Genomic DNA, 21,315 nt, shown 5'->3' with positions numbered 1-21,315 from the left:
TCCGCGGCGAAATTTATCCGCGTAATTCCTTGCTTTTACACATAACCAATAACGACATCAATAATAAAATGACGAGTTTTCCGGCGCTCTCTCAGTCCATGAACGATTGAGATCGCATTTGGCCAGCCGACGGGTGAAAACGTTGCGCATGCAGTCGATTTCAGTCGTCCAACTGCACACTTTCCTGCTTTCTATCCTCAGCTTGCCTTAAAGACAACGCAGCAATATGTGACAGTGGTCACTCATGCTCAAAAAGTAAAAGGATGAAATATGGCTGACTATGATCCTAATAAAGGCTTCGTTGCCATTTTGGGGTGGAGCTTAAATGCCATTGACGCGATCAGCCGTTTCGATCGTCAGTACGTCGTCGTGGCGCCCACATGGGCTGAAGACTACGCAAAAGAACACGATATTCCTTTTTTGCCGTGGAATTTTGAGCGACTCAACGACCGCTCTTTTGAAATTGCCACCACCTTGCAAGAAATGGGCGTCGATGTCGCGATTCCACTGTTTGAAGAAACCGTGGAATGGGCAGGCGCCATTAACGCCGTTCTGCTTAAAAATCCTAAATTAATGGGCCAAGCCCTTCTCTTCCGCGATAAATCGCTGATGAAACGTCGCGCACAAATCGGCGGTATTCGTGTCGGGATCTTTGAAGAAGCACAAGATAAGTCCGATGTGGTCCGTTTTCTGCGTCGAGTGAACCAAGCCTTACTGAAACTGGATGGTGACCCAAACGATCCTATCCACCTCAAAGCGTTTGATAAAGCGGGCTGTGAAGGTCACTGGATGATTCGCGAACCGGACGACCTCGACCGTGTCTCGGATGAAGAGTTTCCCTTGTTGATGGAGAGCCACTTGGATGGTTGGGAGTTCGCCGTCGAGGCCTTTATTAAAAACCGAAAAATCCAGTTTTTAAATATCTCTGAATACGTCACGCTCGGCTACTCTGTGTTCGTGCCAGCCTCACCAGAGCTTGAAAAATACCGAGAGAAAGTGACCCAAGAAATTGAAAAACTGATTGATGCCTTTGATATCGACTTTGGCTTTATTCATCCAGAGTATTTCGTCACCAAGGATGGCCGCATGTACTTTGGCGAAGTCGCCTATCGTCCACCCGGTTTCCAAGGCTTTGAAATCATTGAGCGTGTTTACGGTTTCAATTGCTATCAAGCCATGGTAGTGGCCTTTGATCCTAAAACGACCGACGAAGAATTGGAGGCTTTCTTCCCTACTCCGATTGAAGATGCCAAAGGCGTTGCCGGTACCTTTGGGGTCTACCCTCGACGTCGTGTTGTCAGCCAGCTTGCCATTCCTGAAGAAACAGAAAACCACGAGTACTTTGAATTTCATGAGCTTCAGTCACCGATGGAAAACAAAGTACCGAAGCGCAGTGCTTTCGGCACACACTGGGGTCTACTACACTTTTACGGAGATGATCCGCACGTTATGCGCGATCTATTAAAAGCACAGGAAGATCTCGACTTTTATGTCTAGCTTATTGAATAAGCTTGATCACGCTATCGAACAACTTGGTCAAGTCAGCACTATCGCTAAAGCCCGCCACCAGTTTCATGTTTTAGATATCTGTGGGCGGGTGCTAGGACAAGAAAATGGCATTGAAGCGCTATGTATGCGTATGCCTGCCTTGCAGGAGGCAGGCATATTTCAGGGAACCGATTGGGCTGAACCTGAATATCTGTTGGCAAACTTAGTCCCAGATACGTTGGCGTACGCCGAGAAAAGCACCGTGGTACTTGACTGTTTAAGCCAGCTACGGATGCTCGCGATTGTTGACGGTCAACTGAGCACGACACGCGTTTCACCTGCTGACGCTCGACAGTTTCTCGCCAAAGTCCTGAGTCTCAACTTATCTTGGGTAATGGGCTTTTCCGATGAGTCTAGCCGGATACGGCTGGGTTCTCTCGCCCCTGCGATCAGTGAACTTTATCGATATCTACTCGCACATTTGGGGTATGAAACGATTTTAAGTGAGCTTGTAGACGAAGTCTGGCGAGTACTCACCCAGCGTCCGATCCAAGTCAATCCCATCAAGACAATGATTAACCACATTTCTATTCTTGTGTCTCAAGAGCAAATCCAACTCGGTGACGCAAAGCTCGGGATTGATCGCTTAGTCAGCGCCTTGTATGGCCCAACACAAGGGTGCTACGACGACCCCGGCTTACCCGCTTATTGTGAACGCTTATCCGCCATGGATACGAACTCACTACAACAAGAAGCGATGGGTTTCGCGCGTGCCATGCACGATGTCGGGTTAGTCTCTGATTACCATGCGACGTTTTTACGCTGGCTACTCGAGAATGACCAGCCCGATGTCCTGCCTACCGCCTTGGGTCTGAGTAACACTGGGCTAGATTGTTTGGTCACCTACCGCCAGCTCGTGCATACCTTGATTCAAGAAGCTGTCCATCCGCAAACCGCTCAAGCGATTTACGGTCTCGCGATGATGTTAGAGCGCGGTGTTTTGTTCGATGCACCCGTCGCGCCCAGCCTGTGGCGACAAATTAATCTGACCCTGCACCCAGACGTCGCAAATGCGCTATCACTTGCGTTTGGGGATCACCTTCCAGCCCGCGTCCACTTATTGGCTGGAGTCATGTCCGTGCTTGGTCAGCCGCTTGGTGTGGCACAAGGTAACAATCCAACCTGCCAATCAGCGCGGGCGATATCCATGTGGGCGTATAACGACCCGGATTATTTGCTGAACTCTATTGTACAAGTGGCCTGCAATAATAACTTGCGAATGCATTTTGAGGGGCAAACGCTGGACTCAAGTACCTTGTTGCAAGGGCTGAGTCAGTCACTGCCGATTGATACCGATCCGGTGTCCGTTGCACTCGTTCCTCATCTAGATAAGTTATATATTGAGATGGGTCGTCTGTGTGTAGGCAGACAAGAAGACCCTCACAAATGGATTAACCCAGAGTTTCACGGTTGGTATGTGGGGCGTGAATTCATGATTGCAGTTGACGTGCAGACAGGTATGTTGAAGGCGTTTGATCAGTTTATCGAACGTTTCTATAGCCGCTACCACCCCTACTACAACGGCAATATACCAGTCATTCATCCCCAACCCGTAGGCATTGCCGTGACCAATAGCCAGGGGGTATTTGTGGGCTGGCACGCCATTACCTTGATACGCATCGCTCTCGATCAAGACAGCATCATGCGGGTGTATTTTTATAATCCCAACAACGATAGCGGGCAGGATTGGGGGCATGATGTGGTGGTATCAACCCAAGGAAAAGGAGAGCAATACGGCGAAGCTTCCCTGCCCTTTGAACAGTTTTTGTCACGTTTATACCTATATCATGACGACACTATTGCAGTAGGCACCTCGGCCGAACTGCCTGACGATGCGATCGGTCGCATCAAGCAACTCGCACTCGATAGCTGGGCAAAAGACAGGTATGTCGCCTCTGCCTCACCCGCTGCTGCGGCACCACCCCATTGAAAAGCACATTCAATGGCTTTTTCTACCTAAGCCACAAACGGTCAACAATTAGACAGCAACACCTTTGATTCTGTCGATACCGCCCTCATCACGTTTACTAGGCTTAGAAATAAAGGTGAGGATATTGAATGAAAACGCACACATCACGACTCACCCAACCACCTCGGGAGCACAATGCGCAAGGAGAGGCGCGTCGAGTCGGTGTAGAGCTTGAACTAAGCGGTATGGAGCTCGACGAAATCGCACGTATCGTCGCAGATAAGTGGTCGCTCACGGTTGAAAAAGGAGGCCGCTACGATCGCCATCTAACTGGGGATGACGCTGGCGATTGGGTTGTTGAGTTAGATTATGCCAAATTAAAACGCCTTGGCCAGAGTGATAGAAGCGAGAAAACACTGGCCAATAAACTCGACCAGTCCGCCGAAGACGTCTTAGCGTGGGCTGCCAAGCTGGTCGTGCCGGTAGAAATTGTCACGCCACCTCTCCCGCTAGACCGCCTCGATAGCGTCGAGGATTTAATTGCTTCACTACGTCAACAAGGTGCCGAAGGAACCGAAGACAGTCCAGTTTATGCATTTGGCATGCAGCTCAATCCAGAGCTGCCAGATCTAAGCGCCAAAACGATTTGCGCGCACTTGAAAGCATTTTTATGTTTGTATGACTGGCTTTTAAAACGGGCCGACATTGATCTGTCGCGGCGCCTAACCAACTATGTCGACCCTTTCCCGAAAGCCTATATTGAACGCGTGCTAGCGGCTGATTATTGGCCAGATCTGAATACTCTGATTGATGACTATCTTGCCGATAATCCCACACGAAACCGTGCGCTTGATATGTTGCCCTTGTTCGCACACCTCGATCCTGAGCGCGTTAATGCGGCCGTCAACGACGGGCTGACTAAGGCGCGACCCACGTTTCACTATCGGTTGCCAGACAGCAAAGTCAGCCAACAAAACTGGGGCATTCACGAAGCATGGAACGACTGGGTGGAGGTAGAAAAACTCGCCGCCGATCCTGCGCGACTGGACGCATGTTGCAAAGCCTATTTGGGCTATCTCAACGATCCATTAGCGCGTATCGTTAATAACTGGGCGGAAAAGGTGCACAATTTATGGATAAACCCGTCATCGCAATAACCGGCCCGAGCAAAGGCGCAAGGCTGCCACGTTTTTTTGTCGCTGCGGCAGTCAAACTTTATGGTGGCAAACCGTTACAGTTACACCCCGGCACCGCCTTAGATCCAGACGCCTATCAAGGCGTGGTGATTACTGGCGGGCACGATGTCGAGCCTGTGCTGTACGCCGCCGAGCCCGAAGTGAAACCCAACTACGACTCTGAACGCGATGCGCTAGAGAGCGCAGTTATCAAAAGCGCATTGGCGAGCCAAAAGCCCTTGCTGGGCATTTGCCGTGGTGCTCAACTTCTCAACATCTGTTTGGGTGGCACCTTGCACCAAAGCTTGCGCGAGCAACGCAAAAAAACCTCTCATCGCTGGACAGTGTTCCCGATGAAAACCTTGTGTATATTGCGTGATGTCAACGGCCATATACAGCAACGGTTGGGGCAAGGCAGACGCAAAATAAATAGTCTACACAACCAAGCGATTAACGAGTTAGGCGAGGATTTAACGGTAAGCGCACGTGATTTAGATGGCATTGTACAGGCCATTGAGTCGCCTAACCGCCCTTATACACTGGGGGTACAGTGGCATCCAGAGTTCTTGCTTTATCTTCGCTGTCAGCGTGCACTGTTTAAGGGCCTAGTCGAGCACGCAACACGCTTCCAGCAGCGACAAGCGGCATCTCAGTAAAGATGTCTGTTAGTTGGTGAAAAACAAAAACGCCGAGGCACATTCGCTCGGCGTTATCAGGTAGCGACTAACGCTTTGACCGCGCATTCAGTCGCTTCTCTATTTGGCGTTTTTCCCACTTATCACCAAAGAGATCGACAATGCCCAGAGCATTAACACCGTGGCTGACCACTGCAATCCCCCATCCCATTGCAGCCCACCAAGCCCAGTAATAGCCGGGGCTAGTTTGCCAGTTGATAATAAACAAAATCGCCATTACGACCACATAGTGCGTCAAATGAGAATAAAACCCGCCGAGGGCACGGACGCGATTGGCAATCGCTCTTTCTTCTGGACTCATTGAAGTATCTGCCTGCATGTCTGTCTCCTTTTGCAAATCACTAATGTCGATATCAAACACAGCAGCCAACGATTTCAGCGACTCCAATCCGGGTTTGTGGCCGCGTTCGATACGTTGAATCGTTCGAACACTTAGCCCACTAAATTGTGCTAATTGGTCTTGCGACCACCCTTTTTGAACTCTGAGTGCTTTCACGTTCATCCTTGCTCCTTTGTGCTCTTCCCTGGCGACACTATGCAAAATGGGGGCGACATTACCACGACAGCACCCCGACATCTTAACGACAGTTATTTAAAATCAATCACTTAAAAACAAACACCGACCGATAGCCAATCCGTATATTTTATCCTTAGCAAAAGGTATCAATATACAAGGCTTCAACTTTATCGCGCGCCCACTGCGTTTTACGCAAAAACTTCAACGATGATTTCATCGAAGGTTCATTAGAAAAACAGTTCACATTGATATGTTGGTAGAGGCCTGACCAACCATAGTGTTCAACCAAACGGGTCAAAATGGTTTGTAGGGTTAACCCGTGCAGCGGGTTATTGGGTTGTGTATCCATAAGGGTTCTCAGCAACTCGAGCACGCGCTCGTCAATAAAAGCGCTACTTTACGTGACGATATTGCAAAACGCGAATTTAACCACGGTAGCGCGCCAGCTTATAATCAAGGTTTAACTGGTATCAAGGAAACCGTGTCACCGTGCAATATGATGTCATCTTGAGTAAAAAAGCGTTCCATTCTCATGGTTCATTCCTGATGGTTAGGCAAGTTGACGCGATATAACGGGTTAACGGGCTGATCAACAAAGTAAGCCCAAACATGATCATATACGGCATGCTGATTTGGATACGGCGCCAAGGCTTTTGCCTCATCAAGTGAGCACCAGCGAAACTCGGTGTGTTCCTCATTAAGCGTGATGGCTTGATTATCATCACACATCACCACAAATACAGGGATAAGTTCGATCACATTCACCGATGCTTCGTAAAACTGCTCCAAAAATTGCGCGTTATATAAATCAGCCACCGCAATCTGGGTTTCTTCGCTAAACTCACGGACGATGGCGTCCACTCCGGTCTCACCCGCTTCAATCGAGCCCGCAACATGGCACCAGAAGCCACCTTTCACTCGCTTCATCAGTAGCATTTTTGTCTCCCCGTCAATACGAGAGAGCGCTACGCCCGAGACCACGGAAGTATTCACAGGGATCATTATTTCTCCTCTGTTTCAAATGCCGCCACTTTTGCATAAACCACAGTGCTAGAAATCGCACCGCTCGGCAGGATACGGTCATTGATAAGTATCGCTTCTTGATGATACCCACAGCGCTCGGCTACCGCACGGCTGCGGGTATTTTCGTAGGCAGTTTTGATTTCGACACGCTTGGCATTAAGGTCATTAAACGCATACTGCTCTAGCGTTCGCACCGCTTCGCTCATATAGCCAAGGCCTTCTTTGGAGCTGCGCAGCCAATAGCCTATTTCAAAATAAGGAATCGCGATGTTGCGGATGATTAAGCTGATCACACCCACCAGTTGCCCCGTCGATTTTTCAAAAATTGAGTAGCGTAGCTCATTGATAAACATGTCGAAGTCATCAATCGCTTGTTGGGTGTTTTCAATCGAGCTCGATTCGGTCAACGCGTGCGGAAGCCAATCCATAAAAGGCGCAAGGGTGTGCTGACTTTCCAACACGGCTTCTAAAATTAAAGGCTGATGGGTCATATTGGGCGCCACTAGCAACAGACGGTCACTGTCCAGTTGGTCTACGCGCGGGGAATCATCCATTAATATCCACCCAGTACCGCGCCAATGATTCATTGAACACTTCACCATTGATGATGTTTTCCAACGTGCCGCCATTGGCTTCAATTACTTTGCGCGATGCCATATTGTCTTCATTCGCGGTAATTAGAGCGCGAGTGATCCCTAGCTCTCTCGCCTTGGGCAGTGCTAAGGCTAACATTTGCTTGCCACATCCGCGTCCACGATATGATGGCGCAATGTCGTAGCCAATGTGTCCAGCTTCTTGGGTTAGAAATGGCGTATTGATGTGATGGCGGATCCGAATCGCGCCAATGATTTGTTGCTCAGCATCAAGCAGCCAAAAATGACTACACGGCACATACCCTTTACGAAGGTTTTTACCCAATGCCTCATCCGATAACCGAGTCACGTAAGTGGGGAAATCGTCTTTCCCCGGCCGATAGTAATCGGCATTGTCGGGGTCAAACTGAGCAAAATCATCATAAAAACGTGTAAAGGCTGCTTGGTGATTGAGTGCGGGGGCGACTAATTCCATGTGCTTGTTCCAATTCTTGTCATAGAACAAGGSTATCTCATTGATATTAAGAAATAAACCCTTATTGGCCGCCTATCATCCGCCGCCTTAGCGCTCGCCACCTAGATGTGATTGAGTTGTTGATTGCCGCGCATCACTGCCAACGCATCACCGCATCAAACGTTTGACAATGTTGAACCGCTTGCTCCGCCTCTTGCAGATAAACTTGTTGGGCACTTGAGGTTGGATAGGTTAAATACTCGGAACATTTCGCACTTTGACCGTTACCCACCACAATCTTGGCGCCCGGTTGCAAGGTGCACTGTACCAATTTATCGAGCGGCGACCATTGATAACAAATCTCATAGTCTTGGCGATAATCCGCCACCAAGCCAGACGGTTGTGATAACGCCCACCAGTGACCAAACTGACTATGCGGGTTGGTGCTATTCCACGCACGATACACTGTTACCCCTTCAGTCGCCTGATATACCTTGCCTTGGCAAAGCTTCCCTTCCAATGGCTGACCCAGCGACGCCGCCAGTAGCGCTGGATCGTCCACGGCTACAAACTTATCTGCCAATGCGCTTGGCAACGCCGTGCTACCGACACATTCTGCAGCGTCGGTCGTTTCATTACCAACGGGCGTACTGGTACACGCTTGCAGTGTAACGATCAGTGCGCCAAGCAGTGCTTTTTTCATCATCCTTGCACCCATTCGTGTCGTAATATGGCGTAAACCACCGTATCCCACCACCGTTCTTTAAAGAAACGATGCTGATGAAAATGGGCCTCTTGTCGCATGCCAAGTGAACGACAAAGCTTGGTTGCAGCGAGATTATCGTAAATGGTCTCAGCGTATAACCGATGCACGCCCAAACAATCAAAACCGAAATTGGCCAGTGCGACAGCCGCCTCTCTCATTAGCCCCGCGCCCTAAGCCTCCACAGCTAAGCCGCACCCGATGGATGCTTGATGGTTGTCCTCAAGCCTTAAACCGACAGTGCCAATACATTTTTCTGATTGCTTGCAGATAACCGCCAACTGATAAGCCACGCGTGGATTTGCGTTGGCTTGTTCAATAAAGCGCGCGTGTAAGTCTCGGTATGTCTCTGGCTGGCAGTCCGTTTCGCTATAAAAACGCTGGTACTTCTGGTGTTGCGTTAAGTGAACAAACGCCTCTTCATCGCTCGGCTGCATGTCACGCAGCACAAGTCGACGTGTTTCAATCATAAACATCCTTGTCTCTCTTGTTGTTTTAGCTCAGCGCCTTAACCATGGTGGTGGCGCCTGAAAAGCCGACTAACCATTTTAGGTGCGGAAAGCGCTCTTCTTTAGTGGCGACAAAGCCTTTGGTTTCATAAAGCTTGCGGGCTCTGGGGTTACTATCAATCACATCCAACCGAACGCTTTCAAAGCCATGCGCTTGGGCATAATCCATAATGGCATCCAACAAGTGGGAGCCAATCCCCTGCCCGCGTACCGCGCTATCAACAGCAATGCCATCCATCACCAATTCATTGGGTGCCGCTTTACGCTCAAACAGCGCCAATACTGCACAGGCCCAAGTACCCTTGATGAGCCCCAAGCTATCGATCAGTTGTTTTGCGCCCATACCCTGTGTCAACGCGCCGGCTTGGGTTTGAAACCCAGCCAACCCCACCACCTTGCCGTTTTGCATAGCAGCAAACGAAAAGTCTGGGACGAAACATCGGGATAGTATCGCCACGCGCGCTGCCTGATTAGGGATTGCCCGTGCGAACTTCATCCCAAACGCCTGCTCATATAACTCAGCGACGTTTTGTGCTTGCTCAAGCGGCCATCCTTGCTGGGTCGCTATCTCCATTTCTGCCCTCGCCTTTAAAACCGGTACCGGAGGCTGGCTAGGCCATAGTGAAGCCAAGAAAAGTTATAGACTTCATCGTTATCCGCGCCGCCTTCTAGGGTGCGATAACCCAACGCGCCATACCAGCCATCACCAAGGTGATACTCCAACATTAGCGCCGCATCGACTGCTCGCCCCATGGGTGACCACGCGCCTTCCAGATCTAAGATCAACGCCGCGCGATCGGACAAGCGATATTGACCATATCCATGCAACAAGGGCACCACGCCAACGTTGGATTTCGTTGCTTTTGTTTCACCTTGCGCGAGGGTGATTTCTGCATCTCTCACCAATGCGGCGGCACCGACGCCCCACTGCCAAGGCCCCTGGTCGTAAAACGTCCAGCGGTATGTCGCACGATAGGTATTGAATTGATAGTCCGCATCAATGGCTTGCCCAGCAGCAAAACTCTGATCCTGAAACTGGATGCTTTTTGACAGCGTGCCGCGTCCATCGACAGATAAAGGCGCAAAGGTTAGGCGTACCGCATGCTGGGGATTAAAGTGATACGTGCCATATAAACGCACATAGGGCGTGGCAGACTGCCCAGTTAAATCGGTCATATCAAAACGAGTGCCGGTATCTCCGGGGATGCTGACATTATTTTTGCTAAACGCCACCCCACCCGTTTCAACGCGAAAATCCAACCCTTGCGCATAAGCACCCGTTGATAGTCCCCCCACAAACAACACACTCATGATTTGAGCTATCTGTTTGCACATCGTGTGCAAGTCTGAGCCTGCCCTAAGCCATTGTCGCTTGATCACATGGCGGTGAATGGCCTCACTGTCCTCGGCAAGAAACTCATCTGCGGTCCCCGCAAACTTTACTTGTTGGTCAGGTAACGATACCTGGCGAACACCCTCTATGTCTTCATTCTTTAGCGGAGCGACACTTATCTCGATAAGCTTACTGGTAGCGTCTGGCATGTTAGCTTTCATCATCCTTGTTATTGGTATAGGGCTCGCGCGTTAGTCTTCGTGATCAATAGTCTTAGCGGTCAATGCTGAGCACTCGAGGTTAGGGAGCACCGAACAACGCGCTGCTTCCATAAGAAAGCGGACATAAAAAAAGGAGCCCTGCTTAACAGTACTCCCTTATCATAGCTTGCCAGTTAGGTTAAATCACTGACAGTTCAACCTTAATATTACCACGCGTGGCATTAGAATACGGGCAGACTTGGTGTGCTTGTTCCACCAATGACTGCGCGGTGTCTTTATCCAGATCACCGACAGAAACCGCCAACTTCACGGCAATACCAAAGCCGCCATCAATATCGGAATACGAGCCTTTGACTCGCTTATTCATCACATCGCCAAACTATTACTTGGTCATGCCACCCTTTATTGAGACAATTGCCGCTGTTACTTCGACAATTACGGACAACAATGAAATTATTAGCTCGCAATCTTGCTCGCACCACCACCGAACACCAACTTCGTCAGCTGTTTTCTGAGTATGGTGATGTCACCGAATGTAATCTGGTACTGGACCAAGAGACTGGCGAATCCAAAGGCTTTGCTTTTGTGACCATGCCTGATGATACACAGGCTAAAGCCGCGATGGCGGCGTTACACTTAACCAGCGTTGCGAAAAGCAAAATCCGCGTTAAAGTCGCAAACTAACCGCGACACTCTCTTTTGCTATTCTCATCCACTGGGGTGGGAATAGTTCGCTATTAGCGTCAATACACACTGTGCTGACATCAGACCTCTTCATAATTCACCCTTCTCGTCCATCAAAACGCATATCCCAAAACGAACAATCCCTCGACATCGCTGTGCATTATCTATACTGGCATGACGTATCAGAAGTTTGCAGTAAACATGACACCAACACCGATTAGGGGTCCGTTATGAAAAAGATTATCTTTCTGTTTCTACTCTCGATGTCCTTTACCGCAAGTGCTCAGATCAAGTTAGTGACGCTCGAATACCCTCCCTACATCACGCGAGACGGTAATGTGGTCGATGGTGTTGCTGTGGAACTGGTTGAACGCGTTTTCAAAGAAATGGAGAAGCCCATCAGCATTCAAGTACTGCCATGGGGACGAGCGATAAACTATGTCGAAACCGGAGAAGCTGATGGCATTTTCACGGCATTTAAAACCGACGAGCGCGAGACATTTGCCCGCTATATTGATGAGGTACTGTTTGACCAAAATATCGTCGCCATTGGTAACAAAACCGCCAACGTAACTTGGGATAAAAACACCATTAATAAGTTTCAAATTTGCCTGATCAACAACGTCAGCTACGGAAAATGGTTGGATGATATGGTCGCGCAAAATCGCTTCAAAGGCGTCAGGCGCGTCAGCTCACCCGAACAATGCGTCCAACTCCTCCAAGCAAACCGTGTTGATTTTTGGGTCAACAATGAGTTTGGCGCCCGCTATGTTGCCGTTCAAATGGGCGTGCAATCGGATATTGCCATTCAAACGCCACCCATTGAGTCCACCCCCAGCTATATCGCCTTTTCTAAAAAAGGCCAGATGAGCGAGCAAGATGTGAAGCAAGTTAACGACACCGTTGCAAGCATGAAAGCAAGTGGCGAATACGATCGTTTAATTGAAGAATACTTCGAACAACTCGCATCCGCCTTGAATCAATAATTCCGACGCGTGCGCTCACCCACTTTAAGCGGTGAGCGCACCATTCAGCGAGCCAGCAAACTCAAACAGTAATTTGGGGACGCAATGGCTTAGAAGATTGACAGCCCGTCCCACACTCGTCACCATCATCACGGTGAGTTCTATTTTCAGGTCTGATCAATCAACATGGCAAAGCCGAATAAAAAAGGCCCCACTAAAACCATCGATATTTTCTGTAAACGTTGTAATGCGCCACTGTTTAAATATCGCAAAGGTGGCAAAGGTGCATTGGTGAAGTGCTTTAAAGAAAGGATTGTTGAAGATGCCACCACCACGCCGTGTCACTGCCCTCAATGCGAACAGCCCTTTGCGCGTGATACCCTAGTGCGAGGCACACCAGCCTATAAATTTATTGGCGGTAAGGTATGGTTCAAATGAAGATCACCCCTTTAGGCAATACGTTAGGGGCGCAAATCGATAATATCGATTTATCCCAGCTTTCAGAGGCTGAGTTTGCGGCGCTGTACCAAGCATTTTTACGCTACAAAGTGCTTTTCTTTCGCGAGCAGCCTCTATCTACCGACAACCATGTCGCACTGGCAAAACGCTTCGGCGAGCTTGAGCCACGTCACCCGTTTTTTCCGCACCTGCCCGACAACGAGCAAGTGGTCGTGATTGAAACCAGCCGCGGTAATCCACCCAGCCAAAGCTATTGGCACACCGACATGACATGGCAAGCGGTGCCGCCCAAGTGCTCGATTTTGCACGCGCAATATGTACCAGAACATGGCGGGGATACGATTTGGTGTGACATGGCAGCAGTATGGGCTGATCTCACCGACGAAGAAAAAGCCGAGCTACGCGAGCTCGACACCATTCACGCACTGCACGCCTTTGAAGGCAGCCGTTACGATCATCAAGACGCCGACGGCCAGAGTGTGGTGACGAAACGCGCTCAAGACTACCCACCGATTCGCCGTGCCATGGTGCAAACCCACCCTGAAACCGGCCAAGACGTGCTATTTATTAACGAGCAATTTACTCGCGCGATTGCCGATTGGCCAGAAGCAGCTAGCCAACAACGGCTTGCGACACTGTTTAGTCAAGCACGCCAATCGAAATATCACGTTCGCTTTCGCTGGCAAAAACACTCGGTGGCTATCTGGGATAATCGCGCCACCCAGCACTACGCGGTAACCGATTATGGTGACGCGCCCAGACGATTGCACCGCGTCACCGTTCAGGGGGACAGTCCTCAGTAACAACTCATGGCGCTCAGACGCGGGTATATTGATACAGATTGTTGCGATGCCCATAAAGCATGATTTGGCTTTGCAGCCGAAACCCTAACTTTTCAAGCAAGCGGTTTGAGGGTTGGTTGTCCGGTAAGGTAACGGCCTGAACAGTACTTAGTCCGCTCGCTAACAGGGTTGCTTCAAGCACCGCCTCGGCGGCTTCTGTTGCGTATCCTTGCCCGGTATAACGCGATAAAAACGCGTAGCCTAAATCTGGATATGCCAACTCATCGCGCTTAAGCACACCGCACATACCGATGGGCTCACCATCTTCCCGCCGTTCCACCAGATTTAAACCGAAGCCATGTGCTTGATAACTCGCGAGCGGCCCGTGACGGAGATACTCGATCGCATCTTGCTCAGTACGCACCTTTTTATCCGCGATATAGCGTATAAACGACGCATCATTAAGCAGCTCCACAATAAACGGCGCATCGTCGAGTGTAAACTGTCGCACATTGAGCCTTTTTGACCGGCATATCAGTGTCATAAATCACTCGCCTACTGAAACATTCTATCGCACCATAATCGCATATTGGCGCGAATAAGTATCTACGCCGGCAACCAACACTGATAAAAATCGGTCTTCGCATGTTTGGGGTTAGCGCGAACAAATTCCCAGCCGTGCTGGCGATAAAAGGCTAACGCACGATGGTTATCACGGCTTACAGATAGCAACGCTCGGCGGCACCCCGCGTTTGTTAAGGTAGTTTCGATATAGCGCTGCAGCAAAGGGGCCAGCCCTCGACCACGAAAAGCAGGTGCAAGGTAGATGAGATGCACATAACCCGTCTCAGGCTCGGTCGACGTACTGCGAAATTCAAGCTGCCCAGCCCATTCTCCATCGAAAAATATATGCCGATAAAACCACTCGGGCTGATTCATGCGTTTACTCACCCGTTCATAATAGCCCGTTAGAAAGTCTTCAAACCCCGCATCGGAGCCAAAGCTACACACAAAAGCGTCCCGACGTGCAGCTACGCAATAAGCAAAATCGGTTTCAAGATTGATGGGACGGAAAGTCAGGTGCATGGGTGTATCCTTACTCAAGATAATCTCTATCTCCATTACGCGCGCAAAAGTTAGTGCTAGATAGCACGGGTCATCGTTAACTCATCAACAGAATGACCATCGATTCGATAGCAATCCGACATATTGCCAATCACTTTAAAGCCACATTTTTCGTATAGTTTTTTGGCGGGTAGATTGTTAGAGAGCACGTTCAAGTCAAGCCATCTGACATGCTCTGTGTGTTGACAAAACACCACCACGGCATTAATTAATGCCGCCCCTACTCCTTGTCGCCTAATACGACTTTCAACTCCCATCCCAAGCATAACGCGATGAGCCTTGTATGGTTCGTTATACTGACGCAAGTCAATATGACCAACAATGGTATTATTCTCTTCTTTAGCCAACCATAGTTTTCTCCAGCCTGTCTGCCCTACCTCAAACTGAAATCCGTCTTGAAACTTCGCTTTTAACTCTTCGGATACATAGCTACATGCTTTAGAAAGCGGCTGGAAGCTTGGCGCACTGTTGGTGTTATTCTCTTCAAGCTGAGCATTCAGATAGACATAGAATGCTTCTAAATCTGCTGTCTTTGCCTCAACGATTTTCACTGGCTAGTTTCTCTGTCACATAAGTAATAAAAAACATGGCGATACTCACCCGATGTTACGTTTCGAACATTGATTACAAACCACCTTTTTCTTTCTCTCCGAGGAATTGACTAAAGCGTAATAAATAGCCATCGGGGTCTTGAACCAAAAACTCTCGTTGACCGCAAAGCACCGTCCCTTCGTCATACCAGTTTTCTTGTTGATCTTGATAAAGAGGAGTTTCAGACGCAACCAAGCGTTCTAGAACCGGCGAAATATCACTTAACTCTATTTGAAAATTAACACCTCGCCCGAGTGGGTAGACGAGTGCCCCTGTCTCCCATCCGGCGTCGTGCATTTGCTCAATCATAATATGAACCTTCTCATACTCTAAGTAAGCAAATTTTGGTGTGGTGCGTTGATTTCTAATTTTGAACCCAAGCAAACCCTGATAAAAATGGAGCGATCTTTCAAAATCACTAACAGTTAACTCTGGCACCATTGGATTACAATATTCTTCCATTAAACCCCTTTATATAATAAACAACGAACTTTTTACTCTTAATCTCTTGACGAGCTTACTTGCATTAAACACTAAGTGACGTTTGGTTTACTAACATCACTTAGCGAATGTTTTTCTTCAAAGTTATTACACTTGATATCTACTTCACGAGATAATATATCTGCGATTTTTGATGGTTCATAAAAGCTCGCTGACGGAATACGTATCAGTTTATGATGACCATAAAGCGCTTCATTTACGTACTGATCGCGTGCCTGTCTTTTCGTCCATTGATGCGTCGCATCATCTAATTCAATCACAGCGAGTATTCTTGTCGTTTTGTCAGTTATCACAAAATCCATACGCTTCGCCCATGTACGAGAGTTATGCCGGAAGTCGACGGGCTTAACGAGCGCCATAAGAGACACTTGGCTGTGAATGACATAATCAGAGGGAAGAGCCTTTTGGAGAGCAAAATAGAGTTTCTGCTCGTTTCTAGTCGCAAGATGTGATTGGCGTTTATGCTCAACCCTCTCAAATCGACGTTTATGCGGATTATCATCATCTATCTGATTATCAGCGTATTTTGAGCTCTCCGTTTCTTGACTAAGAGACGGCTCCTTTCTCTTCCACCGAGTATCCGTTGGTTGGCTATCCTTTGTAAACTTCCACACCAGATAGATAAAAACGATTAAAACACCAAGATATAACATTATCAATATTCCCTGATTGTGTGCCCAAGAAGCACACTCCATTGTGGTTTACTTAGATGACAACTCGTTGATTTTTTCCCTTGCTAACTCTTCTCATTCATCAAACAGGCCCACGGAGCCCAATTAGGTTTCCAAATGGATCAGCGACTTGGCACATAGATAGTCCATGCTCGATCGCTATTGGACCGCGGTATAACTCAGCGCCGATTGCCTTAAAGTGCTCTAGAGCGCTTAACAAGTCATCAACCAGCCAATACAGCACAGTTCCGCACTTACCATTGCGGACTTTTTCATCGGCTTGCACAATTTCCAACTGAAAACCATTTAAGTCGAGGGCGGTAAAATCAAAGTCTGGATAATACATAGGCGTTGCATTAGGGAAAGCCTTGCGATACCACTCTAGCCCTTCATTTACATTCGGTACATGTATAAGCAACGCAGATGGATAGACGGATATACCATTGGAAGAATCTTGTTTATTATTCATTGAAAGTGACTCGAAAAACTTCTCGATAAAAAATGAACTGTCGTAACCCAGTAATTCATCAAACCGTCTTAGCAATCAGCCGACGCCGCTATCGTTAGTGTGATTTAGGCTCAATTAACATGATCTTATATGTATCCCTAATCACACTGAAAGGGTGAAGCTTAATATCAACTATGGGTATCTCTATTTTTACACCATACGCTTCTCACACCAACACGCCTAAAGCCGACTGACTTACAGTTACGACTACTCGTACTGTTTGGCATGACATCAGTCAACACCACTTTAACACCTAAAGAAATAGCATCTTCAATTCGTGCTCGAAGTAGCGCAGTCTGACACCCTTTCGAACGATAACTTTCTTGTGTATACGCATTGGCGAGTATTACATATTCGCCCTCGATATAACTCGTTGCCCAAGCACATGGCTCACCGTTTATTTTCGCAACATAGCAACGAAACATTTCTGTACAGTAAAGCGGACGTTTCTTCTGCCAGATTTCGTTAGAACACTCTAAACCTGACGTTTTAAGTAGAGATAAAAAATCATCAACATTATCATGTGACCATCGTTCAACTGACACTTGCTGGGATTTATCTGCACACGTCACATAATCATTCGACTTCAGTTCGAGAAATTCATGCTCATATTCCGGCATAAAGTCACGATTTAATAACCATGTTGTCAGATCATTTGTTGTTGCCTGCGGTTCGACGGAGATTTCAGGGGGCAAGTTATGTGTGTAAAAACTCAGATAACTCTCTAAAGTCTCTATGCTAGAAAATTCATGGATGATTATCTGGTTATCATACTTACGTGTTTTGTCCACGAAGACAGAGCAACCTTCAGATTCAACCGAAAAAAGTTCACTGTCTAAATCAGTTGAGAGCGTTCGTTCATTATTAAAGTAAAAATAAACGTTATAGGCGTCTCTTACTTTTTTATCTTGCATCGTTCCCTCGATACTATATTAAAAATTAACAGATTATCCCTTTATTGATAATCAACATCACTTAGACACAACCTTGAATACAGAAGGTAACTATATCTAATCAATTAACTTTGACGCTAGTCTCTCTAAGTACCACTTTTAAGGTAACAGTATATACGCTTACTTATTGGCTGCTCTCGCGCTGAAAGAAGTGCCAGAGGCAGCTAATCGTTTATTAGCTATTTGGTGAAGTGTATCCCGTTGTTGTCGCTACGACTTCAAAACCACGCTTTGATACGATTGGTTTACTCATATCTGAGGCATCGATTATAAGATATTTAACCCGTTTCGATTTCGCTTCAGCGATGCGTTTGTTAAGGAGCAAACTATAATACCCATTACCGCGAAATTCTTCGATTGTGCTTCCGCCCCAAATACCTGCAAATGGACTGCTTCCATTAAACGTTAGCCAGCCAGAAGTGACTGGTTGATCGTTGACATACACTACATAAATGGACACTGAATCTGGAGAATTTTCTTTGAGACTCATTAGGTAGTTGTATTGCCAATCGAAGTCTCCACCCCAAACTTGTTCTTGAACCCTTATTGCGTCACGAATGCCTGTGCTGTCAGAAACCTCTGTGATCTGAGATTCATCAAAGGGCTCACCAATGGCCTTTGAAAGATCCAAAACCATAAATGATTCGGTATCTTCTTTTTCAAAACCATTAGCGAGTAATACACTGCCGATATTACTTGGATTATCGGTACTATATGTCTTCCACTCAAAGCATAAGTTGCGTTGGCTAAAGTATACTAGCTGCTCTTTAACTATTGATTCAGCAATATTTTCGTCAAAATCAAAGAAAGAAATATAACTACCACAACGATCTTTTGATACGAACTTCGTCAGATTATTATCTGACTCCTTTACACCATTAAACGAGGGAACAAGCTTTCGCTCAAACTCATTGTAGTCTCGCATTACATCCACTGTATTCATTTTATCCTCATTGATTGCTACCTTGCAGAAATACGCTAGTTATGAACTAATCAACACAATCAGGCATAGCATCCAACGTCTTTCCTAACCAAATTGAACTAATATAATGCCCATTTTTTCTTGCGTACTCGTCGAAAACACCAACCTCTTTAAAACCAAAGCGTTTATGCAAAGCTATTGATGCATCATTTGGCAACGCAATACCGGCCAGTGCGCGATGAACACCGCACGTGCTTATCGATGAGAATAACCGCTTATACAGCCTAGTCCCTAAGCCTTTGCCTTTCGCCTCTGGCGCTAAATACACTGTCACCTCGACCGTATCGTCAAAAGCAAAATTCACCCTATACGGTTGGGAGCATGCAAAACCACATACTAAGCCGTATTCTATCGCAACATAAAGCTGATGCTTCGTTCCACTTGAAAACTGCGAAAACCATTCTTGGCGATTCTCTACTGTGAACGGCTCTACCTCAAATCGAGCATTGGTATGTTCGATGTAAAAGTTAAAAATGTCGGTAATAGCCGATACATCTGTATGCTTGCCAGTCCTAATTTCCATGCAATATCCTTACTCTATATCGTCGATGTTCACCATCACTCGAATTATCAAGACGACACCGTCTAGCTCGGTACTGTTTTAGGAGAAAAAAGTTGAGCTCGCTAAACACCACTTTTCTCTTTATTCAGAGATTAATTACAAAAAATTGCCATTATTGCCTGTGAACGTGAGATGATGGTGAGCTTAGGTTCAATGCTCAAAGACGGCGTGATGTGGGATAGAGATCTCGCCAAAATTCAACGATTGACGACATGCTCGTTTGTTACGTGCGTATTTTATTGACTTCGGCATCATCAATTTCAATACCATTATCAATAAAATATTTCACTTGTTTAAACATATCGCTATCGTTGGTGAAATTTAAGCTATATATTGGTTTACCGATTGATAACGCATGTTCAATTTCCAATGATATCCAAGGTGATGTAAATGAATTGTCTGTATTCACGGAGTTTTTTGTTTGCAGAAATACAATACACCTTGATTGTTCAATTCGCTTTTTTAGCACCATTTTGGTGTAGTCACTTACTAGATTTCGCTTCAAAAAATCATTATCACTAGTCCAGTCACAGTAAACACTTAAATCATGATTATTAAGGCTCTGCTTAACCTGCCTTACTAAATCAGAGTCTTTATAGCTATGCGAGGCGTTGTTTCCTAAATCATTGAACTTATCATCCGAGCCGCGATCAGATCATCAACGCCTCAAACAGGTCACCGATGATGAGCAAAGCCAAGTATAAAATCAGCAATTGGAAGCAATACAATCAAGCACTGATTAATCGTGGTTCGATTACCTTTTGGGTTGATGACGCCGCTATCCAGACTTGGCACTGCAAAGAGCATCATGGCAAACGAGGCAGAGGGTTTACGTTTACCGATGGTGCCATTGAAACAGCACTGATGGTTAAAGGCATTTTCAAGCTCCCTCTTCGCGCCCTTCAAGGCTTTCTCGACTCGATATTTGGTTTGATGGACGTACCGCTAAAATCGCCGTCATACAGTTGTATCAGTAAACGGGCGAAGACGGTTGAAGTTAATTACCGATTACCCAGTCGTGGGCCCGTTGCTCACGTCGTCATTGATGCCACCGGTTTAAAAGTGTTTGGCGAGGGAGAATGGAAAATGCGCAAACATGGCAAGGAAAAACGCCGTGTTTGGCGCAAGCTGCATCTCGCGATTGACGACAGTACACATGAAGTGATTTCTGCCGTCGTTAGCTTAGCGTCTGTTGGTGACAATGAAGCCTTGCCGACGCTGCTCAACCCGTTACGCCGAAAAATTGCCCAAGTCAGTGCTGACGGCGCTTACGATACGAAGGCCTGTCATCAGGTGCTCAAGAAAAAAGGCATCAAACCGACCATTCCACCGCGCAGCAATGCGGGTTACTGGGAGGACGGTCACCCTCGCAATGCAGCCGTCAGTGCCTTGAAATCGGGTAACTTGGCAAACTGGAAACGAGAAGAAGGTTATCACCAACGCTCTCTGTCAGAAACAGGCATGTCTCGATACAAAACGTTAATCAGCCCTCAGCTGACACTACGTGATTACGATGCACAAGTTGGCGAAACATTGGCCAACGTGAAAGCAATAAACAAAGTCATAAGACTTGGTATGCCTGTTAGTTACCGAGTTGATTGATGGGGGCAACCCCATTGGGATCAGTGCGTTAGGTGAATGATTTGATCAACAACGCCGCTATGCGAGATAAACGCATGGAACTTCTTTTTATTTTGTATAGTATTTGACTCTAATCTTTGGTACAAATCTTCTGGAGAAACAATAAACCGATCTGTCTCTGTATTATACGATTTTACTATACCCTTAAAAT

At 47.1% G+C, this 21,315-nt stretch carries 26 protein-coding genes and 3 pseudogenes; 9 read left to right on the top strand and 20 right to left on the bottom strand.

Features of this window, described 5'->3' with window-relative positions; all coding sequences use genetic code 11:
• Positions 1–270 precede the first annotated feature (270 nt).
• The 4 genes from BZG84_RS04935 (at position 271) to BZG84_RS04920 (ending at position 5,288) form a co-directional block, all read left to right on the top strand.
• Complete coding sequence (locus tag BZG84_RS04935) at positions 271–1,497, top strand: ATP-grasp domain-containing protein (protein ID WP_077480135.1); 1,227 nt, start codon at positions 271–273, stop codon at positions 1,495–1,497.
• A complete protein-coding gene (locus tag BZG84_RS04930) occupies positions 1,490–3,478 on the top strand; it encodes a hypothetical protein (RefSeq protein WP_077480134.1) in 1,989 nt (662 codons plus the stop codon). The genes BZG84_RS04935 and BZG84_RS04930 overlap by 8 nt, the downstream gene beginning before the upstream one ends.
• A gap of 128 nt (positions 3,479–3,606) precedes the next feature.
• Positions 3,607–4,614 (top strand): amidoligase family protein, encoded by a 1,008-nt coding sequence (locus BZG84_RS04925; RefSeq protein WP_077480133.1) that lies wholly within the window; start codon positions 3,607–3,609, stop codon positions 4,612–4,614.
• Positions 4,590–5,288, top strand: a complete 699-nt coding sequence (locus BZG84_RS04920; protein ID WP_077480132.1) for a gamma-glutamyl-gamma-aminobutyrate hydrolase family protein — start codon at positions 4,590–4,592, stop codon at positions 5,286–5,288. Before BZG84_RS04925 ends, BZG84_RS04920 begins: the two co-directional genes overlap by 25 nt.
• A gap of 67 nt (positions 5,289–5,355) precedes the next feature.
• Here BZG84_RS04920 and BZG84_RS04915 read toward each other — a convergent pair whose 3' ends face one another.
• The 10 genes and pseudogenes from BZG84_RS04915 to BZG84_RS04870 all read right to left on the bottom strand — a co-directional run.
• Complete coding sequence (locus tag BZG84_RS04915) at positions 5,356–5,829, bottom strand: 2TM domain-containing protein (protein ID WP_077480131.1); 474 nt, start codon at positions 5,827–5,829, stop codon at positions 5,356–5,358.
• A gap of 148 nt (positions 5,830–5,977) precedes the next feature.
• Complete coding sequence (locus tag BZG84_RS04910; RefSeq protein ID WP_077480130.1) at positions 5,978–6,193, bottom strand: VF530 family protein; 216 nt, start codon at positions 6,191–6,193, stop codon at positions 5,978–5,980.
• A 188-nt stretch (positions 6,194–6,381) separates the two neighbouring features.
• Positions 6,382–6,846: an NUDIX hydrolase gene (locus BZG84_RS04905; protein WP_077480129.1), complete on the bottom strand. Its 465-nt coding sequence runs from the start codon at positions 6,844–6,846 to the stop codon at positions 6,382–6,384.
• Positions 6,846–7,421 (bottom strand): GNAT family N-acetyltransferase, encoded by a 576-nt coding sequence (locus tag BZG84_RS04900; RefSeq protein WP_241825752.1) that lies wholly within the window; start codon positions 7,419–7,421, stop codon positions 6,846–6,848. The genes BZG84_RS04905 and BZG84_RS04900 overlap by 1 nt, the downstream gene beginning before the upstream one ends.
• Positions 7,414–7,935: a GNAT family N-acetyltransferase gene (locus BZG84_RS04895; protein WP_077480128.1), complete on the bottom strand. Its 522-nt coding sequence runs from the start codon at positions 7,933–7,935 to the stop codon at positions 7,414–7,416. The genes BZG84_RS04900 and BZG84_RS04895 overlap by 8 nt, the downstream gene beginning before the upstream one ends.
• Positions 7,936–8,068: 133 nt before the next feature.
• A complete protein-coding gene (locus BZG84_RS04890) occupies positions 8,069–8,617 on the bottom strand; it encodes a hypothetical protein (protein ID WP_077480127.1) in 549 nt (182 codons plus the stop codon).
• Positions 8,617–9,153 (bottom strand): annotated as a pseudogene (locus BZG84_RS04885) (GNAT family N-acetyltransferase). The gene BZG84_RS04890 and the pseudogene BZG84_RS04885 overlap by 1 nt, the downstream one beginning before the upstream one ends.
• A gap of 19 nt (positions 9,154–9,172) precedes the next feature.
• Positions 9,173–9,760: a GNAT family N-acetyltransferase gene (locus BZG84_RS04880; RefSeq protein WP_077480126.1), complete on the bottom strand. Its 588-nt coding sequence runs from the start codon at positions 9,758–9,760 to the stop codon at positions 9,173–9,175.
• Positions 9,761–9,774: 14 nt separating this feature from the next.
• Positions 9,775–10,728 carry a hypothetical protein gene (locus tag BZG84_RS04875; RefSeq protein WP_131825069.1) on the bottom strand — a complete coding sequence of 318 codons (954 nt, stop codon included), beginning with the start codon at positions 10,726–10,728 and terminating at the stop codon, positions 9,775–9,777.
• A gap of 190 nt (positions 10,729–10,918) precedes the next feature.
• Positions 10,919–11,071, bottom strand: a pseudogene (locus tag BZG84_RS04870) (OsmC family protein); the annotation flags it as partial.
• Positions 11,072–11,187: 116 nt separating this feature from the next.
• On the opposite strand from BZG84_RS04870, the gene BZG84_RS04865 reads away from it, so the two are divergent.
• From BZG84_RS04865 to BZG84_RS04850, 4 genes are all read left to right on the top strand, one after another.
• The gene (locus tag BZG84_RS04865) at positions 11,188–11,424 is read left to right on the top strand and encodes an RNA recognition motif domain-containing protein (protein WP_069587544.1); all 237 of its coding nucleotides are present in this window, start codon (positions 11,188–11,190) and stop codon (positions 11,422–11,424) included.
• Positions 11,425–11,654: 230 nt separating this feature from the next.
• Positions 11,655–12,410, top strand: coding sequence for a substrate-binding periplasmic protein (locus tag BZG84_RS04860; RefSeq protein ID WP_077663070.1), 756 nt, complete (start codon positions 11,655–11,657; stop codon positions 12,408–12,410).
• A gap of 165 nt (positions 12,411–12,575) precedes the next feature.
• A complete protein-coding gene (locus BZG84_RS04855; RefSeq protein WP_025739952.1) occupies positions 12,576–12,827 on the top strand; it encodes a hypothetical protein in 252 nt (83 codons plus the stop codon).
• A complete protein-coding gene (locus BZG84_RS04850; protein ID WP_077480122.1) occupies positions 12,824–13,651 on the top strand; it encodes a TauD/TfdA dioxygenase family protein in 828 nt (275 codons plus the stop codon). The genes BZG84_RS04855 and BZG84_RS04850 overlap by 4 nt, the downstream gene beginning before the upstream one ends.
• Positions 13,652–13,664: 13 nt before the next feature.
• Here BZG84_RS04850 and BZG84_RS04845 read toward each other — a convergent pair whose 3' ends face one another.
• The 10 genes and pseudogenes from BZG84_RS04845 to BZG84_RS16575 all read right to left on the bottom strand — a co-directional run.
• Positions 13,665–14,174 (bottom strand): GNAT family N-acetyltransferase, encoded by a 510-nt coding sequence (locus tag BZG84_RS04845; protein ID WP_077480121.1) that lies wholly within the window; start codon positions 14,172–14,174, stop codon positions 13,665–13,667.
• Between the two features lie 62 nt (positions 14,175–14,236).
• A complete protein-coding gene (locus BZG84_RS04840) occupies positions 14,237–14,716 on the bottom strand; it encodes a GNAT family N-acetyltransferase (RefSeq protein ID WP_077480120.1) in 480 nt (159 codons plus the stop codon).
• A gap of 56 nt (positions 14,717–14,772) precedes the next feature.
• Positions 14,773–15,306 carry a GNAT family N-acetyltransferase gene (locus BZG84_RS04835; protein ID WP_077480119.1) on the bottom strand — a complete coding sequence of 178 codons (534 nt, stop codon included), beginning with the start codon at positions 15,304–15,306 and terminating at the stop codon, positions 14,773–14,775.
• Positions 15,307–15,379: 73 nt separating this feature from the next.
• Positions 15,380–15,808 carry a bleomycin resistance protein gene (locus BZG84_RS04830; protein ID WP_077480118.1) on the bottom strand — a complete coding sequence of 143 codons (429 nt, stop codon included), beginning with the start codon at positions 15,806–15,808 and terminating at the stop codon, positions 15,380–15,382.
• Positions 15,809–15,879: 71 nt separating this feature from the next.
• Positions 15,880–16,500 carry a DUF2726 domain-containing protein gene (locus BZG84_RS04825; RefSeq protein WP_077480117.1) on the bottom strand — a complete coding sequence of 207 codons (621 nt, stop codon included), beginning with the start codon at positions 16,498–16,500 and terminating at the stop codon, positions 15,880–15,882.
• Between the two features lie 100 nt (positions 16,501–16,600).
• Positions 16,601–16,987, bottom strand: a complete 387-nt coding sequence (locus tag BZG84_RS04820; RefSeq protein WP_077480116.1) for a glyoxalase/bleomycin resistance/dioxygenase family protein — start codon at positions 16,985–16,987, stop codon at positions 16,601–16,603.
• A gap of 167 nt (positions 16,988–17,154) precedes the next feature.
• On the bottom strand, positions 17,155–17,940 hold the full coding sequence (locus tag BZG84_RS04815) for a GNAT family N-acetyltransferase (protein WP_077480115.1): 786 nt from the start codon (positions 17,938–17,940) through the stop codon (positions 17,155–17,157).
• Between the two features lie 214 nt (positions 17,941–18,154).
• Positions 18,155–18,922 carry a GNAT family N-acetyltransferase gene (locus BZG84_RS04810; protein WP_077480114.1) on the bottom strand — a complete coding sequence of 256 codons (768 nt, stop codon included), beginning with the start codon at positions 18,920–18,922 and terminating at the stop codon, positions 18,155–18,157.
• A 46-nt stretch (positions 18,923–18,968) separates the two neighbouring features.
• On the bottom strand, positions 18,969–19,484 hold the full coding sequence (locus BZG84_RS04805) for a GNAT family N-acetyltransferase (protein ID WP_077480113.1): 516 nt from the start codon (positions 19,482–19,484) through the stop codon (positions 18,969–18,971).
• Between the two features lie 262 nt (positions 19,485–19,746).
• Positions 19,747–20,118, bottom strand: a pseudogene (locus tag BZG84_RS16575) (TIR domain-containing protein); the annotation flags it as partial.
• A gap of 89 nt (positions 20,119–20,207) precedes the next feature.
• On the opposite strand from BZG84_RS16575, the gene BZG84_RS04795 reads away from it, so the two are divergent.
• The gene (locus BZG84_RS04795) at positions 20,208–21,125 is read left to right on the top strand and encodes an IS5 family transposase (RefSeq protein WP_077480145.1); all 918 of its coding nucleotides are present in this window, start codon (positions 20,208–20,210) and stop codon (positions 21,123–21,125) included.
• The last annotated feature ends 190 nt before the right edge of the window (positions 21,126–21,315 follow it).

The organism is Salinivibrio sp. PR932 (genome assembly GCF_001996125.1).
Lineage (GTDB): Bacteria > Pseudomonadota > Gammaproteobacteria > Enterobacterales > Vibrionaceae > Salinivibrio > Salinivibrio proteolyticus.
The sequence above is the reverse complement of the archived record's forward strand: the minus strand, read 5'-3'. Positions and strand labels throughout refer to the sequence as shown.